At 40.5% G+C, this 19,540-nt stretch carries 16 protein-coding genes; 4 read left to right on the top strand and 12 right to left on the bottom strand.

Annotated features, from left to right (window positions below; genetic code table 11):
- Positions 1-14: 14 nt before the first annotated feature.
- The 12 genes from ACNSN2_RS14605 to ACNSN2_RS14550 form a co-directional block, all read right to left on the bottom strand.
- A complete protein-coding gene (locus ACNSN2_RS14605; protein WP_418607886.1) occupies positions 15-905 on the bottom strand; it encodes a hypothetical protein in 891 nt (296 codons plus the stop codon).
- 206 nt (positions 906-1,111) lie between these two features.
- A complete protein-coding gene (locus ACNSN2_RS14600) occupies positions 1,112-3,646 on the bottom strand; it encodes a TonB-dependent receptor plug domain-containing protein (RefSeq protein ID WP_418607884.1) in 2,535 nt (844 codons plus the stop codon).
- Between the two features lie 249 nt (positions 3,647-3,895).
- A complete protein-coding gene (locus tag ACNSN2_RS14595) occupies positions 3,896-4,741 on the bottom strand; it encodes a DUF4198 domain-containing protein (protein ID WP_138570790.1) in 846 nt (281 codons plus the stop codon).
- Positions 4,742-4,774: 33 nt separating this feature from the next.
- Positions 4,775-5,281, bottom strand: a complete 507-nt coding sequence (locus ACNSN2_RS14590) for a DUF2271 domain-containing protein (protein ID WP_418607881.1) — start codon at positions 5,279-5,281, stop codon at positions 4,775-4,777.
- On the bottom strand, positions 5,281-5,913 hold the full coding sequence (locus ACNSN2_RS14585) for a PepSY-associated TM helix domain-containing protein (protein WP_418609080.1): 633 nt from the start codon (positions 5,911-5,913) through the stop codon (positions 5,281-5,283). Before ACNSN2_RS14585 ends, ACNSN2_RS14590 begins: the two co-directional genes overlap by 1 nt.
- A 105-nt stretch (positions 5,914-6,018) precedes the next feature.
- Positions 6,019-6,414: a YbaN family protein gene (locus ACNSN2_RS14580; RefSeq protein ID WP_054202718.1), complete on the bottom strand. Its 396-nt coding sequence runs from the start codon at positions 6,412-6,414 to the stop codon at positions 6,019-6,021.
- Positions 6,411-7,001 (bottom strand): biliverdin-producing heme oxygenase, encoded by a 591-nt coding sequence (locus tag ACNSN2_RS14575; RefSeq protein WP_138623489.1) that lies wholly within the window; start codon positions 6,999-7,001, stop codon positions 6,411-6,413. The genes ACNSN2_RS14580 and ACNSN2_RS14575 overlap by 4 nt, the downstream gene beginning before the upstream one ends.
- A gap of 59 nt (positions 7,002-7,060) precedes the next feature.
- Positions 7,061-9,697: a TonB-dependent receptor domain-containing protein gene (locus ACNSN2_RS14570; protein WP_418607879.1), complete on the bottom strand. Its 2,637-nt coding sequence runs from the start codon at positions 9,695-9,697 to the stop codon at positions 7,061-7,063.
- A gap of 82 nt (positions 9,698-9,779) precedes the next feature.
- Positions 9,780-10,727, bottom strand: coding sequence for a FecR family protein (locus ACNSN2_RS14565; protein ID WP_138623491.1), 948 nt, complete (start codon positions 10,725-10,727; stop codon positions 9,780-9,782).
- A gap of 17 nt (positions 10,728-10,744) precedes the next feature.
- A complete protein-coding gene (locus ACNSN2_RS14560) occupies positions 10,745-11,212 on the bottom strand; it encodes an RNA polymerase sigma factor (protein WP_138596353.1) in 468 nt (155 codons plus the stop codon).
- Between the two features lie 147 nt (positions 11,213-11,359).
- Positions 11,360-12,616, bottom strand: coding sequence for a carbohydrate porin (locus tag ACNSN2_RS14555; RefSeq protein WP_418607877.1), 1,257 nt, complete (start codon positions 12,614-12,616; stop codon positions 11,360-11,362).
- 110 nt (positions 12,617-12,726) lie between these two features.
- Complete coding sequence (locus ACNSN2_RS14550) at positions 12,727-13,209, bottom strand: MarR family winged helix-turn-helix transcriptional regulator (protein ID WP_008112832.1); 483 nt, start codon at positions 13,207-13,209, stop codon at positions 12,727-12,729.
- A gap of 405 nt (positions 13,210-13,614) precedes the next feature.
- Here ACNSN2_RS14550 and ACNSN2_RS14545 point away from each other — a divergent pair, with 405 nt between their 5' ends.
- The 4 genes from ACNSN2_RS14545 to ACNSN2_RS14530 all read left to right on the top strand — a co-directional run bounded on the left by ACNSN2_RS14545 (position 13,615) and on the right by ACNSN2_RS14530 (position 19,529).
- Positions 13,615-14,469, top strand: coding sequence for a D-hexose-6-phosphate mutarotase (locus ACNSN2_RS14545; protein ID WP_055012351.1), 855 nt, complete (start codon positions 13,615-13,617; stop codon positions 14,467-14,469).
- Between the two features lie 5 nt (positions 14,470-14,474).
- Positions 14,475-15,020, top strand: coding sequence for a PH domain-containing protein (locus ACNSN2_RS14540; protein WP_418607875.1), 546 nt, complete (start codon positions 14,475-14,477; stop codon positions 15,018-15,020).
- Between the two features lie 10 nt (positions 15,021-15,030).
- Positions 15,031-16,560 (top strand): PH domain-containing protein, encoded by a 1,530-nt coding sequence (locus tag ACNSN2_RS14535; RefSeq protein WP_418609078.1) that lies wholly within the window; start codon positions 15,031-15,033, stop codon positions 16,558-16,560.
- A gap of 152 nt (positions 16,561-16,712) precedes the next feature.
- Positions 16,713-19,529 carry a TolB family protein gene (locus ACNSN2_RS14530; RefSeq protein WP_418607873.1) on the top strand — a complete coding sequence of 939 codons (2,817 nt, stop codon included), beginning with the start codon at positions 16,713-16,715 and terminating at the stop codon, positions 19,527-19,529.
- Positions 19,530-19,540 lie beyond the last annotated feature (11 nt).

Raw genomic sequence — 19,540 nt, 5'->3', positions numbered from 1 at the left:
GCAAAATTAGATTATTAGTCTAGCTTTACTGAACCAGAGATATTATCGATGCTAACATCGCCAGAGCCTGCTTCTGTAATAGTTAGCCCTTTAGCGTGATTAACGCGAATATCGCCAGAGCCATCTTCAATAGTTACGCTTGAGTCAATATGTTCAATCAGCATATCTCCAGAGTTATCGTCTACGGTAACTGCGCCATTAATATGCTTGATAGTTATGCCGCCCGAGCCATCTTCAACGTTTAATGCGCCTGTTACATTAGTGACTTGCATTTCACCAGAGCCATCTTCAATTGCGACATTACCACTGACATTATCAATATCAATGCTACCTGAACCATCATTTAATGCTAAATCACCGACTACATTTTTTACGTAAATACTGCCCGAGCCATCGTCAATATTTAAGTTTTTAGCACTATTAATATCAATACTGCCAGAGCCATCTTTTACATCAATATTGCTTTGCATCGCGTTAATAACAATATCGCCTGAGCCGTCGTTAATATCTAAATTTAGCTTGTTAGGTACAGTGACCACTAAATCAATACTTGGTGATTGACCGCTGTAAAAGGTAATTCCAGTATTACTTTTGTTTTGTGCAACAAGCTTTGCTTGTGTACCGTTTTGCTCGAGTGTGAGTTCGTATTCATCGTCAATGTCGGCAGTGTATATAGTGGCGTTAACACTAATACTGGTTGCTGTTGATGAGCCTGTTATTTTAAGTGAACCTGCGCCGCTTAGTACGTCTAGGTATTCAAGGTTATTGCTAGGTAATGTAAGTTGTTGTGTTTGTTTTACCGACGCAACGCTAGGCGATATATGAAATACACAACCGCTGAGTAATAAAATACCGCTAATTAGTGAAACGGGCTTAGTGAAGTTGAATAGAGTTGATGCGCTCATGTTTAGTCCTTTGATATTGATTATTTTAGTTAATATACAAAGTATAGAGCAAAAATGAGACCGAAATGTAAGTTATTGTTTTATATGAAATGACAGTGATTGCTAAAAAGATAAAATGCCAAAATATGGTGAAAAAGACTAAATGTTAATAAAAAGGATGCGCGATGCATCCTTTTGTAATTACTCTATTTTTAATTGATGTTTACTTAAAAGCTATAAGTAATGTTACCGTATAAAAAGCGCCCATCTAAACTGTAGGGTGTATAAGGCGTGTATGGAAATATTTGCCCAAAGTTAGAGTAGCCAATGTTATCTACCGTTGCTTGTGGATACTGATCAAATAGGTTATTTGCACCGACTGCAAACTTCCACGCATCGTTAGGGCGATAAGCAACTTCTAAATCAGTGATCCATTTGGCATCTAAATATTCATCACCATCGCTGGTAGTTGAAATATCTGCCACTTCCCCATAGCGAGTTGCACGCAAGGTTGTTTGCCATTGGTTAAAGCTCCAAACGGCTGATAGATTTAGCTTGTTATCGGGTGTGCCTTGCTCAAAGCGACCGACTTCACGACGGGCAAATACCACGTAGTCATCACCTAGAGAATTTAGCTCACTTGGATTTGCATCAACATGAGTTATTTCGGTGTCATTAATGTTTGCTGCTGCGTTTAAGCGCAGATCACCCAATGTATTTAAATCAAGCGTGTACGTTGCCACAATATCAACACCTTGTGTGCGCGAATCTATGGCGTTAGTAAAGTAACGCACACTTTCGGTATTTAGCTCGCCCGCACTGGCTAGAATTTGCTGCACAGCGTTACCGCTTAAGTTTTCAGAGAGTACGATCCGGTCATCAATATCAATGCGGTACGCATCAACCGTTAAACTAAAGTTACCTTGGGTATAAACAAATCCAGCGGTAATATTAACCGAGTCTTCGGCATCAAGCTGTTTTGCACCTAATGCTTGCGCTGCAGGGGCTGAGCTTGGAAATAAGCCAACTTCAAAAGGCTGGTTATTTTCAAGAATAGTCGATATTTGACGGTACGAGCTTTGTGCAAGTGACGGCGCACGAAACCCAGTACTGGCAGCACCACGTAATGATAGGTTGTCGGTAATACTGTAACGCGTGGCTAATTTTGAAGTAAATGTGTTACCAAAATCGCTGTAATCTTCATAACGACTGGCTAAAACTACATTCCACTTATCAGTTAAATAAGTGTCAAATTCAGCAAATACGGCAACATTATGACGGCTTTCGTTAGTTGCGCTTTGTGGTCCAAAACCAGGAAGCACTTGCGCGCCGCCAGCAGCAATTGGGTTGCCGTTGTCATCAAGTGCAGTAATATAAGAAGCTTCTTCACCTTGCTCTATTTTATAGCTTTCACGGCGATACTCAGCACCAATAGTGAAAAACACATCATCAGGTAGGCCAAAATCAACGGTAGTATTTGCATCAAAGTTAACTAAAAGTTGATCGTAAATCATGGCGCCATTATCAAACTCAGTTTGGCTATTAGTACCTAGCGAAGTATTTAGGCTATTTACAACCCCTAAGCCAAAGTCATTTCGACCATAGTTAGTGCTTACATCCCACACCCAGTCGCCACTATCGCCTTGTAAACCAAGTGCCAGCGAGTAATCTTTTACGTCCGTAGCAATTTGTGGCAAAAAGCCATTGGGGTATAGCTCTAAAACATTGCGGCTGTCTTTTGCACGGCGGTAAAATCCGCCAGAGTTACCTTCACGTTCAGAATAGCTACCAAACGAATAAACATTAAAGCCGTTATCTAAGTCGTATCCCATGTTATAAAACAACGCGTAATCTTCAAGCTCAGCTTTACCAAAACGATGATTATAGCGGTTGATTGTAAATTCGCGTGGGTCTAGGCTGCCATCATCTAGGCGGCTGTATTGTTCGCGCGGATCAAAACCAGAGCGTTGAGTTGAGTCGTTATCACGGTATTCAATCGAGACGTTTAAAAAGCCATTGTCTGCCAGTGAAAAACCAGAATTTGCGCTAATTGTGCGGGTATTACCGTCGTTAACTTGACGATCGTCGCCTAAATTAAAAGCAAGGTTACCGTTCTCATCAGCATAAGTGCTATTTAGTTGTGGTACACCGGCCATTTGGCTGTCGTATTGGCCATAAGTTACGCTAACACTACCGCCTTCGGTTGCATCTTTTAAAACAATATTGATTACACCCGCAATGGCGTCAGAACCATATTGTGCTGCTGCCCCATCACGTAGTACCTCAACACGCTTAATTGCAGAGGTGGGGATCATGTTTAAATCAACCGCGGTAGAGCCGCGACCAACCGTACCGCCTAAGTTTAATAACGCACCAGAGTGGCGACGTTTACCATTAATAAGCACTAGAGTGTGATCAGGTGCAAGGCCTCTTAAAACCGCTGGGCGAGCATGATCGGTACCATCAGACAGTGTGGCACTTGGGTAGTTAAAGCTTGGTACTTGGTTAGCGAGCACTTGGCTGATTTCAAGTTGACCTGTGCTTGCCATATCGTCGCTGCTAATAATATCCACAGGCACGGTACTTTGCGCAATACTTCGTAAGCTGCGGCGCGTGCCTGTTACTGAAATTACTTCGATATTCTCTTCCACTTGGTTAGTTTGCTCAGCCGCATTCGCAACTGAAAAAGAGGCGCTAAGTGCGGTGGTAATAGCCAAGCTAAGTGCTAATTTTTTATTAGCTGATAAATGCTGAAAAGTCATTAAGCGTGCCTTGAAGATTTTGAAAAGTGCGCATCATATAGAAGCGGCTAGTGCACCGCAAAGATCTAAATTGACTATGTTATTCAACTATTTTTATAAAAAGAAGTGATCCTAATACTAGGCTAAAATGAGGATAGAGCGAAAAGTGAAAAATATTAAGAATATGCCGATTTATGCAGAGAAAATGGCAGACTAAGTGATAAAAAAAGGCCAAACTATTTGCTTGGCCTAATAAATAATATTTAATAATTACTCAGGTGCTACTTCAAGGGTTGTAAATAGTGCATAGCGACCTACGTCTACGCCAGCTTCATTAACTGTTACTTTTTGAGACGTTTCAATTAGGTATAAACCAGGGTGTTGCCAAGTAGTGGCAAAAAAACCGTCTTTATCTGTGGTTACTTTAATCTCACCACGGCTATTACGGTAACGTGTATCACCTTTTAAAATACTTATTTCAATCCCTTCGCCAACCGGCTTGCCATCGCTTAGTAGTTGAAAGCGTGCTTGCTCACCAACAAATAGATCGTTTGGATGGGTTGGGCCGCTTAGCTCTAGGCCTTGACCTAATAGTGCCGGTTTAGACGTGCCATTATGGCTAACAAAGGTATCAACAGTAGAGATGGTTTTAATTGTGGTGATATCGCTGGCGTCTTTAGGTAAGTTGGCATCATCTTTTTTGGCGAATACGCGGCTTCGCTCACCTGCTGCATTTTTGTAAAATGTCATGTACATAGGTTTTTGCGTCATCGCAATATGATAAGTGCCTTGTTGCTGAAGTTTTACTGCAGCAGAGCTTTTGCGTTTTAGGTAATAGGCACGAATGGTATCGGTAACTTGCTCGCCATTTGGGGCAAGTGCCATAAGCAGAGTATCGTCGTACTCTGCGCCTTTTGTGCTTGGACGAAATGCTTTATCAGGTGCAAAAATTTCGTTAGAAATACTTGCGTCAATCATAACGTAATGCGCTTTATCGCCAGAAAGCGAAGTGTGCGAAGGTAGTAACCAACGGGCATGTGCGCTTGCCGCTGTTGATACAAGCGCCGATAAACTCAGTGCGCCTATTAATGCAATTTTTGATAAATTAACGTTCATTATTTTTCCTTTAAATTTGAATGATAAGTAGGGCTACCTAGCGCTTACAGTGACAAAGCTGGTCGCAAATTCGTTTTTACCTTCAATAGTTATTTTCTCTGATTGGGTTAAATCAAGCTCAATGCGGCTGTAATCACGGCCACCTTCTTCGCGCACAACTTCAATATTAAGTAGGTATTTACCGGGCGTTACAGGGTTACAGTTTAGATCGTTGCCATCCCAACTAATTGTATATGTGCCGGCACGCTTGGTTGCGCCGCTGACACCATCAAACTGAGCATTACCTTTACCGGCTTTGCGCCACCATTGGCGTAGATCTTTAAACCATTCTGCTTTTTGAACCCATAGTGCAAGCGTTGTTACGTGTTTGCGCTCTGGTGTTTCCAGCCATACAGCAACATAAGGTCGGTGGTAAGGTTGCACGTTTAAATCGGCGAGGGTTAATTCAACTTCTAACCTTGGCGATTGTGCATGAGCATTAATTTGAAATAGCGCGGCAACTAACAGCGTGATGCTTAGCCATGGTTTAATTTTAAACATTAAGACACTCCTTTTATTTGTGGTACCCAACACAGGTAAATAACGATAGGTGTTGCTACACCTAATGCGGTTATCCATATTCCTGCTAAGCGTTTTTTTCTATTTTGAAATAAAATAATCATGCCGGTGATGGCAAATAGGATCATCAGCACTGCTGATATATCAATAACCCAGCTCCATACTTCACCGCTGTAACGACCTTTATGTAGGTCGCCAATTACACTTAAAAACCCCCCAGTTTGATAATCGAGTAACAATTCGCCACTAATAAAATCAAATTCTGCGTAGGCGTAGCCTGCTGGTAATGGATAGTCGAGCATGATCAGTGAATCTTGCTTTTCCCATTCAATGCTTTTTACTTTATTCAGCCCATATTGCTTGGCTAGGTAAGCTTCTATTTGGGGATAAATAGTAGGTAGTGTATTTAATTCTGTTTGTGCTTTTACAAGTAGTTCAGCTGGAATTGCTGCGGTAATTTGGCCGTTGTTTTTATCGTTTTTTAACCAGTCAACATGATTTAGCACTATGCCGCTTACACAAAATAGAATAAGTAAAAAAAACAAAGCGGTAGAAATATAGATATGTAAAGCACGACTCGTACTATATAAAGCGCGTTTATTAACAAAGGGCATAAAAGGTGCAGATTTAATTAATTTGTACGGATGATAATGATTTGCATTAGCTGTTACAAATTTATTTACCAAACTTTACACTTTATTTTGCTTATATCGAACGTATTAGTTTTTAGGTGGAGTTGAGGGCTTAGAAATTAAGTAAGTCAAAACCAGCACTTCAACAACAGCAACTAGGACAATAACCCAAGAAGGAGAGCTGCTGTATAATAAAAATATAAAGCCTATTAGCATACCTATGCCCGCAAACCATTTAGCTTTTAGTGGCACGACCTTGTGGCTGTGCCAATGGCGCAAAGTCGCGCCATAACGAGGGTGTTCGAGTAACCAAGTCGCAAGCTTTGGCGATGAACGTGTAAAACATGCTAATGCCAAAATAAAGAAAATAGTGGTGGGCATAACAGGTAATAAAATGCCAATAATCCCCAAACCAACTAACGCTAACCCTAATAGTTGGTATCCCGCATTCTTATATGCGACTAAAGCGACCTTTAAATTCATGAATAGACATGCGCCTGAAAAAGTTGGAATCGAGTAAACGCTTGGCGTGCACCATTGATCAATGCTCGCTCTTGTGTGTCATTTAGCTCAATACTATCAATTAATTGTACTAGATGACGCCAGTCACTGCCACGACCTGCACCAGGGCCTGATAAATAACGGGCACCATACTTTTTTGTTAACAGTAGTCTAGCTTGCGCTTGTTTGCCTAGCATTGCAGCGCCAACTTTTGACCCTTCTACTACATAAAGCCAGCCCAGCGCTGTTGCTAAGTCAGTCTCGTTGCTAATTAATGAAGTGAACGCTGATGCAGGCACTGGGTATTCAAGATCTTGAAAGTCTTGCTCAAGCATATTTAAACGTCGGCGCGCTGCTAAATTTTCAATGACCATATTTAATTCGCTGTGGTCATAAAGCGCAGACACATCATTTAAAAAATAATATTGTAACGTTAAAAACTGGATATAGTTTTCAGTGTTTGCAAATGGGTCTTTATCCATAATGCTTTTATCTATGTTGTCATGTACGTCAGCTGTACTGGCTTTTAATTGTAATGCACGAGAGGGGGCTAAAGTGGTGCTAGTCATGTTGACTCCTAGTTATGACGGTTTAAGTAAAAGTGGGCTAAGTGAATAGCCCTAATTAGCTATAGCTTTATCTCTAGCCCCAAAGTTACAGTTCTGCCTGGCTCTGGCATGGCAACAATTGAACCGGATGACACTATGTATCTATCTGTGAGGTTAGTGATTGTGGTAAATCCGCTGAACATATCGTTAAACTTATAGTTCGCGTAAAAATCGAGTTGATAACTTGCTGGAATTTTACTAACTGCCTTGGCACCAGTACCGCTTAAAAATCCTGCAGGGTGCTGTTTATCAGAATGCCCTTTATAAGTGAAGCCGATGTCCAGTTGATCATCAATGAAAGTGCTCCCAAAGCCAACAACAAGGTTTCGTTTAGGAGGAATACGAAGGGGCGTTAAACTGCCTGAAAAACCTTGACCGTTACAGCGATCAACTTGCTCAATATTACTAATTAAGGCAGAACAGATTTTTATATTAGTGTAATTGGTATATGAAACTGTGCTGTAAAATAAATCACTTTGGTAATTTAGATTAAGCTCAATACCTGGTAACTCAAAGCTATCGTAATTGGTGAATGTATATTTTGTAGTTTGCCATGGTTCAGCATCCGGATCTTTATTTGGCAATTGTGCGGTTGCTAACATGTGTTCAATACGAGTGTCGAAATAGCTAGCGGATAGCGTTAGACGATCCCCTTTAATTAACGCATTACTAAAATGGCTTTCAATACCTAATTCAAAGGTGTTGCTGTTTTCAGGTATAACAGGGTAATCAGACGAGTAGGTAAATACTTCATTTGAAATAGTCGTCTCGTAGATATTCGGCATTCGATACGCTTTGCTGTACTTTGCTTTTAGCGTGGTGTTATCAAATACATTGTAATGAAGCAGTGCTGTAAAATCTGTTTTTGGCGAAAACTTTATTGCATGCTCCCCTTGATGGTCATGCGTACTAGAATCATGATGGTTTAGGTTCAAGGTTAACTCAATGGGATCGAAATCAAACTGGCCATTTACAAACACACTGCGAACAGTTTGTTTGCCGTCACGAGAGGTGGTTTTATCTGTGTAAAAATACTCCAGTGCTCCTGCTTTAGGTTTTAGTACCTCGTTTTGCCAAGAAGCGCCATACATTAATACTGTGGGGATTGAAGAAACAGTAAAAGCAGCGCTGTTATAAATTCCGACACCGTGGCGTTGGTTGCTGTATTCGTGAAAGTATTGCAGTGCATTAGGGCCTAAATTACTGGCCAAGGCGTTATACTGTTGTAACTTTGCGTTGGTTGTCCATGCGTTGATCTTCAAATCGACTAATGGATTATTCGTGGGTAGAAAGCGATAAAGCAAGCTTGCGCTATTAATCAGCGCTGTACCAGGCTGCCATTGTGGCATGGTTTCTATGTTAGCGGGTATTGTGCCATATTCACCATCAGGGAGTATCCAAAAATCCCCTTCGCGTTGCTTGAACCAGTATGAGGCCAACATTTCACCCGCTTGTTGCTGGTGATGACGAGTATTTAATTCAATGTCATGTTCATCGTTAAAAGCATACTGTACTTTTGCAAGGTAGGATTCGCTTTCAAAGCTGGTATTTACTACTTCACCGTGTTGATTAACAGGGGGTAATACTTGGCCCCAATCATACGTTTCAACAAAGTTTTCAAAGCCGTGTTTACCAGCAAAATAGTTACCTGTTTTTTTATCACTATAGGCAAGCACAGCATTTAATTGATCCGTTTTAAATGCACCTGCGAGTAAAATACCGCCATTATCAAAGTCACTAGTGCTATTGTGGTTACTCACCTGATAGTACTGTTGCTGCCATGGGTTATCGGAGACTGTAGGTGTGTGATTATTGTTATACGTTTTAAGTTTAATCAACGCGCCAACGCTTTGATCCTTTGTCAGAATATCAGTGGTGTTGAGTGTTCTGATATTAACTGTTCCGCCAATTGCGCCAGCACTAAATGCGCCACTTTTTGCTGTTGTACCCTTTTCAACGGCAACAGTACTAATAAAATCTGAGTCGATGTAGGTTCTATCTGAGGTGCCCATGTACCCACGGTTTGTGTGGGTGGACTGCAAGCTCCCATCAATAAAAATAGGCACTCGACCTTCACCTTGAACACCACGAATACCAATATCGAGTGCGCCAGCTTCGTTACGTAAATTATTTGCGTCGATGCCGGTAAACGTTGAGAAAATATCTGAATTTGAACTGCCTTTACTGCGTTCGAGCTGGTGGCGGTCTAATTGAATTTTGTTGCCACTTACAACAATGACTTCGATGTTTTCAGGGATATCTTTATGGGCATGCTTATTCGCTTTTTTATTGTGCAAATCACGCTTATTTTGTTGTTTTGTTTCTTTTATAGCACCATTTTTCTGGATAATAATGCTGTTATTGACAATTTTTGCACTGAGGCCAGTTTCTTCTAATGTAAATGTTAAAGCGCCTATTAGTGTTTTTTGTCCATAAATTGCTGGTGCTTTTAGCTCTCGCAATAAAGATGCATCTGCAATGAGATTCATATTTGCTTGCTCAGCGAGCAAATTAAGTGAAGTACTCAAAGGTTGTTGAGCAATATTAAACGTTACTATAGTGGAGGTACTTTGAGCTGTTGTGGGAAAGCTAACAGCAACCCCTAAAGCTAAGGCGATGGGAGATAGTTTAATACCGTAACGAGTTATTGTATTCATTGCAATTGTTCCATATAAAGCAAAGTTGTTTATATGAAAACGAATGATAATGAGAATCCCTCAATAAAAAGATTATTTATTTTTAAGAATTGTCCGCCTTACTTATAATAACTTGATTATTTTCGCGTTTAATTTCAACAGGGAGCACGTGTGGTAATAGGTTTAGAAAGTTATCAAGTTGAACAGCTGAAAATGTCCCAGATACTTTTAGCGCAGCAACTCGATCATCGGAGAACGTAAACTCTGTGTCATGATAACGGTTAAATTCAGCACATACTTCCACAAGCGGTGCGTTACTAAAAACTAATCGGCCACTACGCCATGCATCAACAAGTGTAGGGTCTATTGTTTGCACATCCATTCCAAGCTCGTTAAATACAACGTGCTGTCCTTGTACTAACTCAATTAGGTGGTGGTTGTTTTGTATCTTTACCCTTCCATGTTCGACGCTGATACGCGTGCTATGCTTTTTTTTATCAACGCTGAAGCGAGTGCCCAGTACGGTGATTTTTGTATCATCAGTGCTAACAATAAAAGGACGCTGTAAGTCACTGGCCACATTAAAAAATACACGCCCTTGAACGAGTTTGTTTTTACGTGAGTTAGGGTTAAAGTCGAGTGAAATTTGTGTTTTTGCATCTACGCTTAGCTGGGAACCATCGGGTAGAGCAATATCAAATTGTTCACCTCGGTTTGATTTATAATGAGCAGTATACTGGGTGGGCGATACTTCATTTGGCCACAACTGATACCCGGTAATAGTGAGCATTAAACAGGCAGCACATGCTGCTATAGCCCATGTAGATAAAAATCTTTTAGGTTTTGGTGTATTGAGTTGTTCAATTTCATGTTCACTAAATTGCGTTAATAGCCGTTCAACCTGCACACTTTCTTGGTAAGCGGTTTGATGCGCCTTACTGGTATTGAGCCATTGAATAAAAGCCTTTTTTTGTGATGCAGTTAACCCAACTTTTTGTTTTTCAAGCCAAGTATTTGCTTGCAGTTGCAATTGTGTTTGCTGACGGTCCATTGCTTATATTCCCGTGGTTATTTTTTTATTGTATTGCGACATGCCAGCATAGCGATGGCTAAATGTTTTTCAACCATACTGACAGAAATCCCCATCTGATCTGCAACTTGTTGGTACGTTAGGTTTTTAAATTTATATAGTACAAAGGCTTGTTTAGTTTTTTGAGGTAATTGCTCAATACACCTATAAAGCAGACTGAGTTGTTGTTGGCTTGCCAGCTTTGCTTCGGGTTCATAATCGCTAGGTGCGATTAACTCTTGCTTAACAGGGTCTGTAACGGCGTAATTACGGCGATAGTTATCAATAACGATGTGTTTAGCCGTTTTGAAAAATAAAGCCCGTTGCTGGGATGTGTCATGCTCAGGGTTGCGTTTACGGTAGCTTAATAAGCGTGTGTATGCTTCTTGAACGATGTTTTGCGCTTTATCTTTGCATCCAATCGAGCGAGCAATATAACTTAATACTTCAGCGTAATAGCGTTCCAAGGCGCACCAATTTAAGGTTTCTAAAAAGGGGGTGGATACTAACGTCAACCAATGCAAATGGCAATAGTTTTCATTTGCGTTTGTGTTTTTTAAAGCAGCTATTTGATTTAAGTTCAGCCCAGTATGGCTACTGGGCTGAGGAGAGAGTTAAAAGTAATAGCCTAAATTAATATTAAACCGGCGCTCGGTATCGCCATCACCAATAATGGTACCGCCAATAAAGGGTTGATTGCGGGCTTGTACAAAATCAACATAACTAAAGAACCCCCCAGCAGTAATGCTCATACCGGTTACATTCATCCAAGTATTGGCGCTATTATCTGATTTGTTGTAGATGATCCCATAGTCGTTATAAAACTGTAGGTTGGTAACTGGACCCCATTCTAGTGCGTAGTCGTAGGCAACATTAAAGTTGGTCATTGTAGCTTGGCTCGACACGCTATCGAAGTAATTGTAGGCACCCACTGCAAAGCGGTTGCTGCCATCATCTAAGTCGTAGTCGTATTCGCCGTGTTGAAATTGAATGTTCCAGTTATTAATGTTGCTGTTTAAATGAACAGCCCACGCACTGTAATTACCTGCGCGGTCTTCACCATCATGTAGTCCGCCGCTGAGTAACGATACACCTAAATCTGTGGTTATATTTTTACTGTGCTTAAGTTGATAAGTGGCGCGACCGGCAAAGGTGTTGTATTCACCAAGTTGCTTTGTAGGCTCGGCATAGGTACCTTCATCTGCAGGGCGACTGCCAATAATATCGTAAGAGTAACGATGGTTTTTATCTGATGCTGAGCCATCAACTCCGCCAAGTTCATCGTTTTTAAAAAAGCCAAGATCAAGTGTCCAGTTGTCTTTAAGCTTACGCTTAGCAACTACCCCTAAATCAAAGTCATCTTCTAGGCCAACATAGTAGTTAGTGCTAAAAAAGTAGCTGTGAGAATTGTAAGGACCATTACCAAACGGTACGGCGGTTATACCGGCTTGGCCTTCCCAGCCATCAGTAAATTCATACCCTAAGTAAGCGTATTTCACTACTGTCATGTAATCGTAAAAGCGTACTTCACCATTGACTGAAATATCATTAATTTCACCAGAGACATTTAAACGGAAAATATCAAAATCAAAGTCGCCACCGCGATCTTCATTGTCATCATCGTAAGAGTTAATGCCATAGTTAGCGCGAATGGCACCCCCTATCTTTATTCCTGATGATTGCTGTTCAGGCTTTGCAGCTTCATCAGTTAGTTGCTGAGCTTTTTTTTCAGTGAGTTTGCTTTCAAGCTTTTCTACTTGTTGCTTTAACTGCGTTAATTGGCTTTGGAGAGGTTGAAGATTTGATGCATAAGAATTACTAGCAACACCACCTAAAATTAAGGCGAGTGTTAGTTTTGAGAGTTTAGTCATAATAGCCGTTTTGATTGTGATTAAAAAATAAAGGCGCAAAAATGCACCTCTTAGTGTGGAAAAAGGGGAAAATGGCAGGCTAATTTAGTTTATTGTTTTTATACTGCGTTTTATTCTTTAGGGGTTTGAAACAGTGCGCCTACTTCTAAAAGTGGGGAGGCGTCTAGCTTATCTGCATCCATCATTGCGGCAATACGCTGCATTGATGAAAGGAGTAAACTCTGTTCCCATTCAGCAAGTGCTGAAAATTTTTCGATAAAATGCTCTTGTAATGGCTGTGGTGCTTTTTCGAGTAGTTCTTTACCTTGTTCGGTAAGGTATAAGCTGACTCGGCGCTTATCCATTTGACTGCGAACACGTGTTACTAAGTTTTTACTCTCGATTCGGTCAAGAATATTAGTAACCGTTGCTGGGCTTAAGTTGACGTTTTGCGCAATACGGCTGGCGGTAATACCATCAGTTTGAGACACTTCCTGCATGATAAGCAGTTGTGGCCCTGTTAAACCCGCTGTTTTATTAAGTTGCTTTGAATGTAAGTCAATCGCACGGATCACCTTGCGTAAAGAAACTAGTAACTCGTCATATTTTTGCATTTGTTTGTCTCATGGAAGGCGAATCATTTGCCGTAATCATGAAATGTTACACATCAAATAAATTGAATTCAAATGATATATACCATTTAACACCGCTATTATTGGTTTTTATTAATTTGAGCAGTAATTAAAATAGTATTTATTATCTTTAATTTATTAAATGTTCATAACATTCTGTTTGCTAAGGTTGCGCACCTTACGTAGGTTAAAAGCGATACGCAAGCCACAGATGTAAAACTTTAGTCGTAATTTAGCCATTGATGTGGCATAAAAGTATAGTAACTAACTCAATTTAAATAACTATTCTATGTAGCTTATGCTTTAAGCATGCATTATTGTTTGTGTACAAGTAACCTGTACTCAGGTTAAGTATTAGAAATTAGTCTCAGTGTTAAAGGAAATAAAATGCAATTATCACCCTCAGTATGTATTGAGCGTACACATAGCGGTTTAGAATTTATTAGTATTAATAGTCGCCAATGTGAGGCGAAAATATTTTTACAAGGTGGGCAAATAACTGAGTTTACACCCAAAGGTAAATTGCCATTATTGTGGGTGTCTGGGGATGAAACCTTTAGCGAGGGGAAAAGTATTCGTGGTGGCATTCCTATTTGCTGGCCTTGGTTTGGGCAACATGAAAATTCGGACTTCCCCGCGCATGGCTTTGCCCGTACGCATGTATGGCAAGCCGATGAAGTACATGAAACCGACAGCGAGGTTACTGTGAGCCTTAAATTACCAATGAAGCAGGTAGATTCTACTTTTTGGCCGCATCAGTCGTCATTACGGGTTGAGTTTATCTTATCAGAGCAATTAGAGGTGCGTTTAACCACCTGTAATTTAGGCAACGTACCATTTAGTTATACACAAGCACTGCATACTTACTTTCCAACAGAAGATATTAATAATACCCGAGTGGCAGGGCTGCAAGGGGCGCAATATATAGAATTTGGTCAAGGGCCTCATCAGCAAAATGACGTGGTCGACTTTTCCCGTGAAACCGATATGGTTTATACCCAAGCCGCAGCAGTTCAAACAATTGATACTCCTCAGGGGATGATCAGTGTTAGCAGAGAAAACTCGCAGTCGTGCGTACTATGGAATCCATGGATTGAAAAATCAAAGCGGCTATCAAATTTTGCCGATGATGATTATAAAAGCATGTTATGCCTAGAAGCTGCGAATGTGCTTGAAGATGCGGTTACGCTTGAGCCTAAACAAAGTCATACCTTAGTGACAACAATAAAGTGGCTTGGCTAAGTCCAATGGAGCAAAGTGTGTTTACTAATCAACAAATAACCGATCTACCGCAACATAAAAGCATAGTGTTTGAGCCGCTTGCCGATAAAGCGTTATTGCATGCACAATTGAATTGGTTGTTATTTTTCATTCCTTTTTGCTTAGTGCTAGCGGTTGTTTGTTATTTTAATACAGATTTTGCTGCCATGGCGCAAGGTTACTTATTGGTTGCTGTTCCGCTATTAATTTTACTTTGTATGCTATCCAGCGTGTTCAGTATTAAATTACAAGGCAGTGCATTGCGTACCCACGATATAGCATTTAAAAAGGGTATTATTTGGCAGCAGGTAACTATTTTACCGTTAGCACGAGTGCAGCATATTGAAATACATCGTGGGCCAATAGAGCGAAAACTGGGTTTAGCCAGTTTAAGGCTTTACAGCGCAGGGGGGATGAGTGCTGATTTACAAATTAGCGGTCTGACCCACGAAAAGTGCAAAAATATCCGTCAGTTTGTACAAAGCTATCGCCACGATGAAACCACGAGTGAGGTTGCTGCCAGTGAGTGTTGATGCTACGCAAATGACGCCACCTTCACTTAATTGGCAAAAAGTGTCGCCCTGGGCATTGGCTTATTTTGTGATGCATTTTAGTGTTCGCTTTGTCAAAGACGGCTTATTTAATTTACTGCCTGTGTTAGTGGTATTTGTTACCCAGGTAGAAAATAAACTATTTTGGGGGCAAGTTGCGCTCGCGATTGCTTTGACTTCATTGCTTGCTTATTGTTTTTTGTATTACCGTAGTTTTCGTTTTTGTATTACTGACGAGCATGAAATTTTACTAAATAAAGGCGTATTTAAAAAAGAGCGACTCACCTTAAAGTTTTCTCGAGTGCAAAATGTAAACATAGCTGAGCCCTTTTATTTTACTCCAGTAGGTTTAGTTAATTGCATTTTTGATGCTGCCGGCAGTGTTGCCCAAGAAGCGGTATTGCCGGGAGTAACCAGCGGTTATGCCCAGCAAATGCGCAAACAAGTATTTGACTACAAAGCACAGCAGCAACCATCAGCAGAAGTAGCTGACACAGCGCAGTCTCATATTGAAGAGCAGGACGAAAATAGTTTATTCATTTCAAATAAAGAAATAGCTAAGTTTGGTTTAATGTCGAACATGGCCATTTTAGCGCTTGCCGCTATTGCCCCTTTTATGAATGTGGCCATCGATTTTTTAGAGCAGCAGTTTATAACAAAAATAGAGGGTTTTTATCAGCAAGAGCTGGGTATGATGGCTAATGCAGCGGTATTTGCAGTAATTACTTTGATTTTTGTATTGGTATTTATAGCGGTGTTTTTATCGGTGACTATGTCGCTCATTCGGTTCTATAATTATCAGCTTTATTTTAAAAATAAAAAATTTAAACGTATTGCAGGGCTGTTAGAACGCCATCAACTATCAATTAGTTTAGATAAAGTGCAATCTATAGTTATTAAGCAAAACCTAATTGCTAGGCTATTGAAACGTTTTACTGTTGAGTGTTTGCAAGCCAGCAGTGGTGGCGCTGCAAGTATGGCGAAAAAGAATAAACAAACCTTAGTGTTACCTGTGCTCACGCAGGAGCAAGTTGATAATGTGTGTCAGTGGATTTACCCATGGTTTGACAGTAAAAAGCTGGCATTCAAGGCGGTAGAAAGGGCATTGTTATATAAAAATATGGTGTTTTATGCCTTGCTACCGAGCGTTGCTTCTGGGTTTTTAATTAGCTTTATGCAACTTAATGTATTAATTCCGTTAGCGTTATTTTTGGTATTAGCTACGTTAGTATTTTTGTCTTATAAACGTTATGGGTATTATCTTCATCAACAAGATGGGCGTTTTTATTTGGTGGTACGCAAAGGTATGATTGGCGTACATTACCGGGTATTTGAGCTGTACAAAGCACAAAGCGCTCGCAGTGTGAGTACCTTTTTTATGCGTCGCTCTGGCTTAAGAAGCCTGTATATACAACTTGCTGCAGGCGGTGCGTATGTCCCATATTTAAAACAGCAAGATGCTGACTTCATTATAGATTTTACACTTATGCAAGCTGAGTCAGACCCTCGTAGTTGGATGTAACTTCCCTTGTTGAAAATAACCAAAGTTCAGGTTAAATAATAAAGCAGGTGTAAATATACATTTGCACATGCTTTATTACACTTTTTTACTGCCCGTTTTTCCCTTTTAATAATACTCTAAGCATTATTAAAAGCACTATTTAAGGGATTATTGTGAAAAAGTCACTCATTGCATCAGCCTTATTACTGGCTGCACCAAGCTTTGCTGCTAATTGGCAAACCATTCATACCGAGCATTTCAATGTGCACTTTAGTAGTGAGCATACTGATTTTGCTAAATCGACCGCGGTAGAGCTGGAGATTGTTCGTACAAAAGTGCTTGAGCAACAAAACCATGCCCTTGATAAAATCGTCGATGTGGTGGTATTTGATCCTTTAAATGCAGCTAATGGCTTTGCCTTACCAACCTCTAATAATCCTGTTATGGCGCTTTTTACTACGCCACCACAATCGGATACGGTAATCTCAAACTCATCGGGCTGGCAGCAATTACTAGTATTGCATGAGTACATTCACTTAGTGCATTTAGCGCAGCCAACCCGCAGTGAGTGGCAACAAAAAATTAGAGGGGTATGGGATCTTTACGATTTAACCTATGGCGATACACCGCGCTGGGTAGCTGAAGGATACGCCACCTTAATTGAGTCTAAAATGACGGGTCGAGGGCGACTCTTTGATAACTATTCTGAGGCAATACTCAGGGAGTTTGCTCAGCAAGGAGCGCTTCCGACCTATGGGCAACTAAATAGTGATGAAGGCTTTATGGCGGGCTCCATGGCGTATTTAATGGGAAGTCGTTTTTTATACTGGCTAGAGCAAAATTACTCAGAGCAGCTGGTCGATAATGTATGGGTTCGTATGCGGGCGGTTAAGTCTCGAGATTTTGACGACGCATTTTCTGGTGTATTCGGGCAAAGCGCTGCCAAGCTATATCGTCGATTTATTGCTGAGTTCACTTACAAAGCAATGCAACAAGAGCAAACCGAGTCACCACTTAATAGCAAGCTTTGGTTAAAGCTTGATTTATACGCTAGCAACCCCGCTCTTTCTGGTGATGGCAGCAAAATTGCCATAGTGGAGCGTGATAAAAAAAGTAATACCAAGCTCATAATTTATAGCACTGAAGACAACACTAAAGCGCAACAGCAATTTACTAAAGCACAAAAGCAATTACTTGAAGATGATGCTAAGGATATTCCTGATACTGCGCCAAGTGTATTTAAGCGCGAACAAAAACAAATATTAAATCAAATAAATCGAGCAGGTATTGCCAATCCGCAGTGGGTAGGCAATAACACTCTTTATTTTAATGCCTACAGTATTGAGGAGTCGGGAACTTATAACAAAGTGTCTGACATTTTTAGCTATAACATAGATACTGGCAACGTCGAACAACTCACTGAACTGGCTGGTATTCGTCGTTTTAGTGTTACCCGCGATGGTGAAACACTTTACGGTGAGCAAATAAGAGCTGGGTATTCTGAATTAGTAAAAGTCGACCTTAATACACAAACAATCACGCCACTTTTTACCAAGAGCTTAAAAACGACGTATGATTACCCGACCCTAAGCCCCGATGAAATAAAATTAGCTTATTTATCAGCGTCATTAAACGAAAATTGGCAGTTGTATATACAAGAGTTGGCCGGTGATACTAGGCAGTCAGTCCCAATGCCTAATGGGTATCAATATTTAAGCCAGCCGAGTTTTAGTCAAAATGGGGAGTCTATCTATTTTGTTGCTGGCTTAAATAATAAGACTGATATTTATAATTACCATATAAAAAATAACACCCTCACCCGCTTAACTAACGGGCAAGAAGCGCTCGCATATCCGATTGAAACAGAAGATGGCTCACTACTTTATTTTTCCACTAATGCCGATGGCCCTGATGTAAAAACGCTAACAATAGCAAAAAATCGCGCAGCCGTGACGGATCTCGCTGTAACCAGTGAAGCTCCATTGTTGATGGTAAATAAGCACACTCTGCCACCGGCAAAAATATATACCGATGAGATAGCAGAGCAAAGCGATTACGCAGTACTTGATCAGCAAGCGACGTTTGCCTTGGGATCACAGTATTATTCAGCGTCAACCAGTTTGCTAAGCGTAGGTATAAAAAGTAGCGACCTATTAAAGCAACTTGATTTACAAGCGGGTTATAACATTGATTTGCATGACGGTGCATTACATGGAGGGTTTGTACAAGCAAAATACAATGCGCTGAATACAAAGTTTAAGCTTGCGCTATTTGATTATAATTTGGATACATCACATCAATATCAACCTAGCTTAAACGTCGATATTGACGCCCGAGGTGGCTTTGCTGCAATAAGCCACCCATTGAAATTTGGTCAATTACAGTTAACCCCAGAACTTGCTTATAACTATACAGATTATAAAAATGGTCATAAAAATTGGACACGGTTGAGTATTAGTCAGCAATGGCAACACGACCGCCAAGCATTTGCCATAGGGCAGAGTATTTATGCCAGTATTTATGATGGGTGGAATCACAGTCGTCATTGGCAAGGTTATGACTTGGCAATAAAAGTATTTGGCAAAGCATTTAATATTCCCATGTTTGTGAGCTTTGAACAAAAACAGCGAGACGATAGTGATTTAGCTTTAGGTGGGTTTAGCTCTAACCTGATTAATCAGCAACAAAGTAGCGAGTTTGTGCTTGCTGCTGAACTGCCATATTACAGTGCAACTGCAGAGCGTTACCAAGGTTATGGTGGTGGCATCAGCTTTAAAGAAGGCATGCCTTGGCTTTATTACAAGCAACATCAATTAGACAACAGCGTTTATGCACAAAGTTATGGCTTAAAATATCAAGGTGATTTTAGCTTCGGAATGGGGCCTGCGGGCGTAAACGATTTAACCTTTAATGCTGGACTGTCGCGTGTTGAAGGCGACAGCTTTGAAGATGAAATGCGCGCGTGGTTAAGCTTTTACTATTCATTGTAAAAGCCTATTTA

The sequence above is a fragment of the Pseudoalteromonas sp. US3C1013 genome, assembly GCF_048401115.1.
Classification (GTDB): Bacteria; Pseudomonadota; Gammaproteobacteria; order Enterobacterales; family Alteromonadaceae; genus Pseudoalteromonas; species Pseudoalteromonas undina.
The sequence above is the reverse complement of the archived record's forward strand: the minus strand, read 5'-3'. Positions and strand labels throughout refer to the sequence as shown.

What these genes read in the sequence shown, in the direction of transcription:
- ACNSN2_RS14605 (WP_418607886.1), bottom strand. Translation starts at nt 905, where the DNA reads ATGAGCGCATCAACTCTATTCAACTTCACTAAGCCCGTTTCACTAATT.
- ACNSN2_RS14600 (WP_418607884.1), bottom strand. Translation starts at nt 3,646, where the DNA reads ATGACTTTTCAGCATTTATCAGCTAATAAAAAATTAGCACTTAGCTTG.
- ACNSN2_RS14595 (WP_138570790.1), bottom strand. Translation starts at nt 4,741, where the DNA reads ATGAACGTTAATTTATCAAAAATTGCATTAATAGGCGCACTGAGTTTA.
- ACNSN2_RS14590 (WP_418607881.1), bottom strand. Translation starts at nt 5,281, where the DNA reads ATGTTTAAAATTAAACCATGGCTAAGCATCACGCTGTTAGTTGCCGCG.
- ACNSN2_RS14585 (WP_418609080.1), bottom strand. Translation starts at nt 5,913, where the DNA reads ATGCCCTTTGTTAATAAACGCGCTTTATATAGTACGAGTCGTGCTTTA.
- ACNSN2_RS14580 (WP_054202718.1), bottom strand. Translation starts at nt 6,414, where the DNA reads ATGAATTTAAAGGTCGCTTTAGTCGCATATAAGAATGCGGGATACCAA.
- ACNSN2_RS14575 (WP_138623489.1), bottom strand. Translation starts at nt 7,001, where the DNA reads ATGACTAGCACCACTTTAGCCCCCTCTCGTGCATTACAATTAAAAGCC.
- ACNSN2_RS14570 (WP_418607879.1), bottom strand. Translation starts at nt 9,697, where the DNA reads ATGAATACAATAACTCGTTACGGTATTAAACTATCTCCCATCGCCTTA.
- ACNSN2_RS14565 (WP_138623491.1), bottom strand. Translation starts at nt 10,727, where the DNA reads ATGGACCGTCAGCAAACACAATTGCAACTGCAAGCAAATACTTGGCTT.
- ACNSN2_RS14555 (WP_418607877.1), bottom strand. Translation starts at nt 12,616, where the DNA reads ATGACTAAACTCTCAAAACTAACACTCGCCTTAATTTTAGGTGGTGTT.
- ACNSN2_RS14550 (WP_008112832.1), bottom strand. Translation starts at nt 13,209, where the DNA reads ATGCAAAAATATGACGAGTTACTAGTTTCTTTACGCAAGGTGATCCGT.
- ACNSN2_RS14545 (WP_055012351.1), top strand. Translation starts at nt 13,615, where the DNA reads ATGCAATTATCACCCTCAGTATGTATTGAGCGTACACATAGCGGTTTA.
- ACNSN2_RS14540 (WP_418607875.1), top strand. Translation starts at nt 14,475, where the DNA reads ATGGAGCAAAGTGTGTTTACTAATCAACAAATAACCGATCTACCGCAA.
- ACNSN2_RS14535 (WP_418609078.1), top strand. Translation starts at nt 15,031, where the DNA reads ATGACGCCACCTTCACTTAATTGGCAAAAAGTGTCGCCCTGGGCATTG.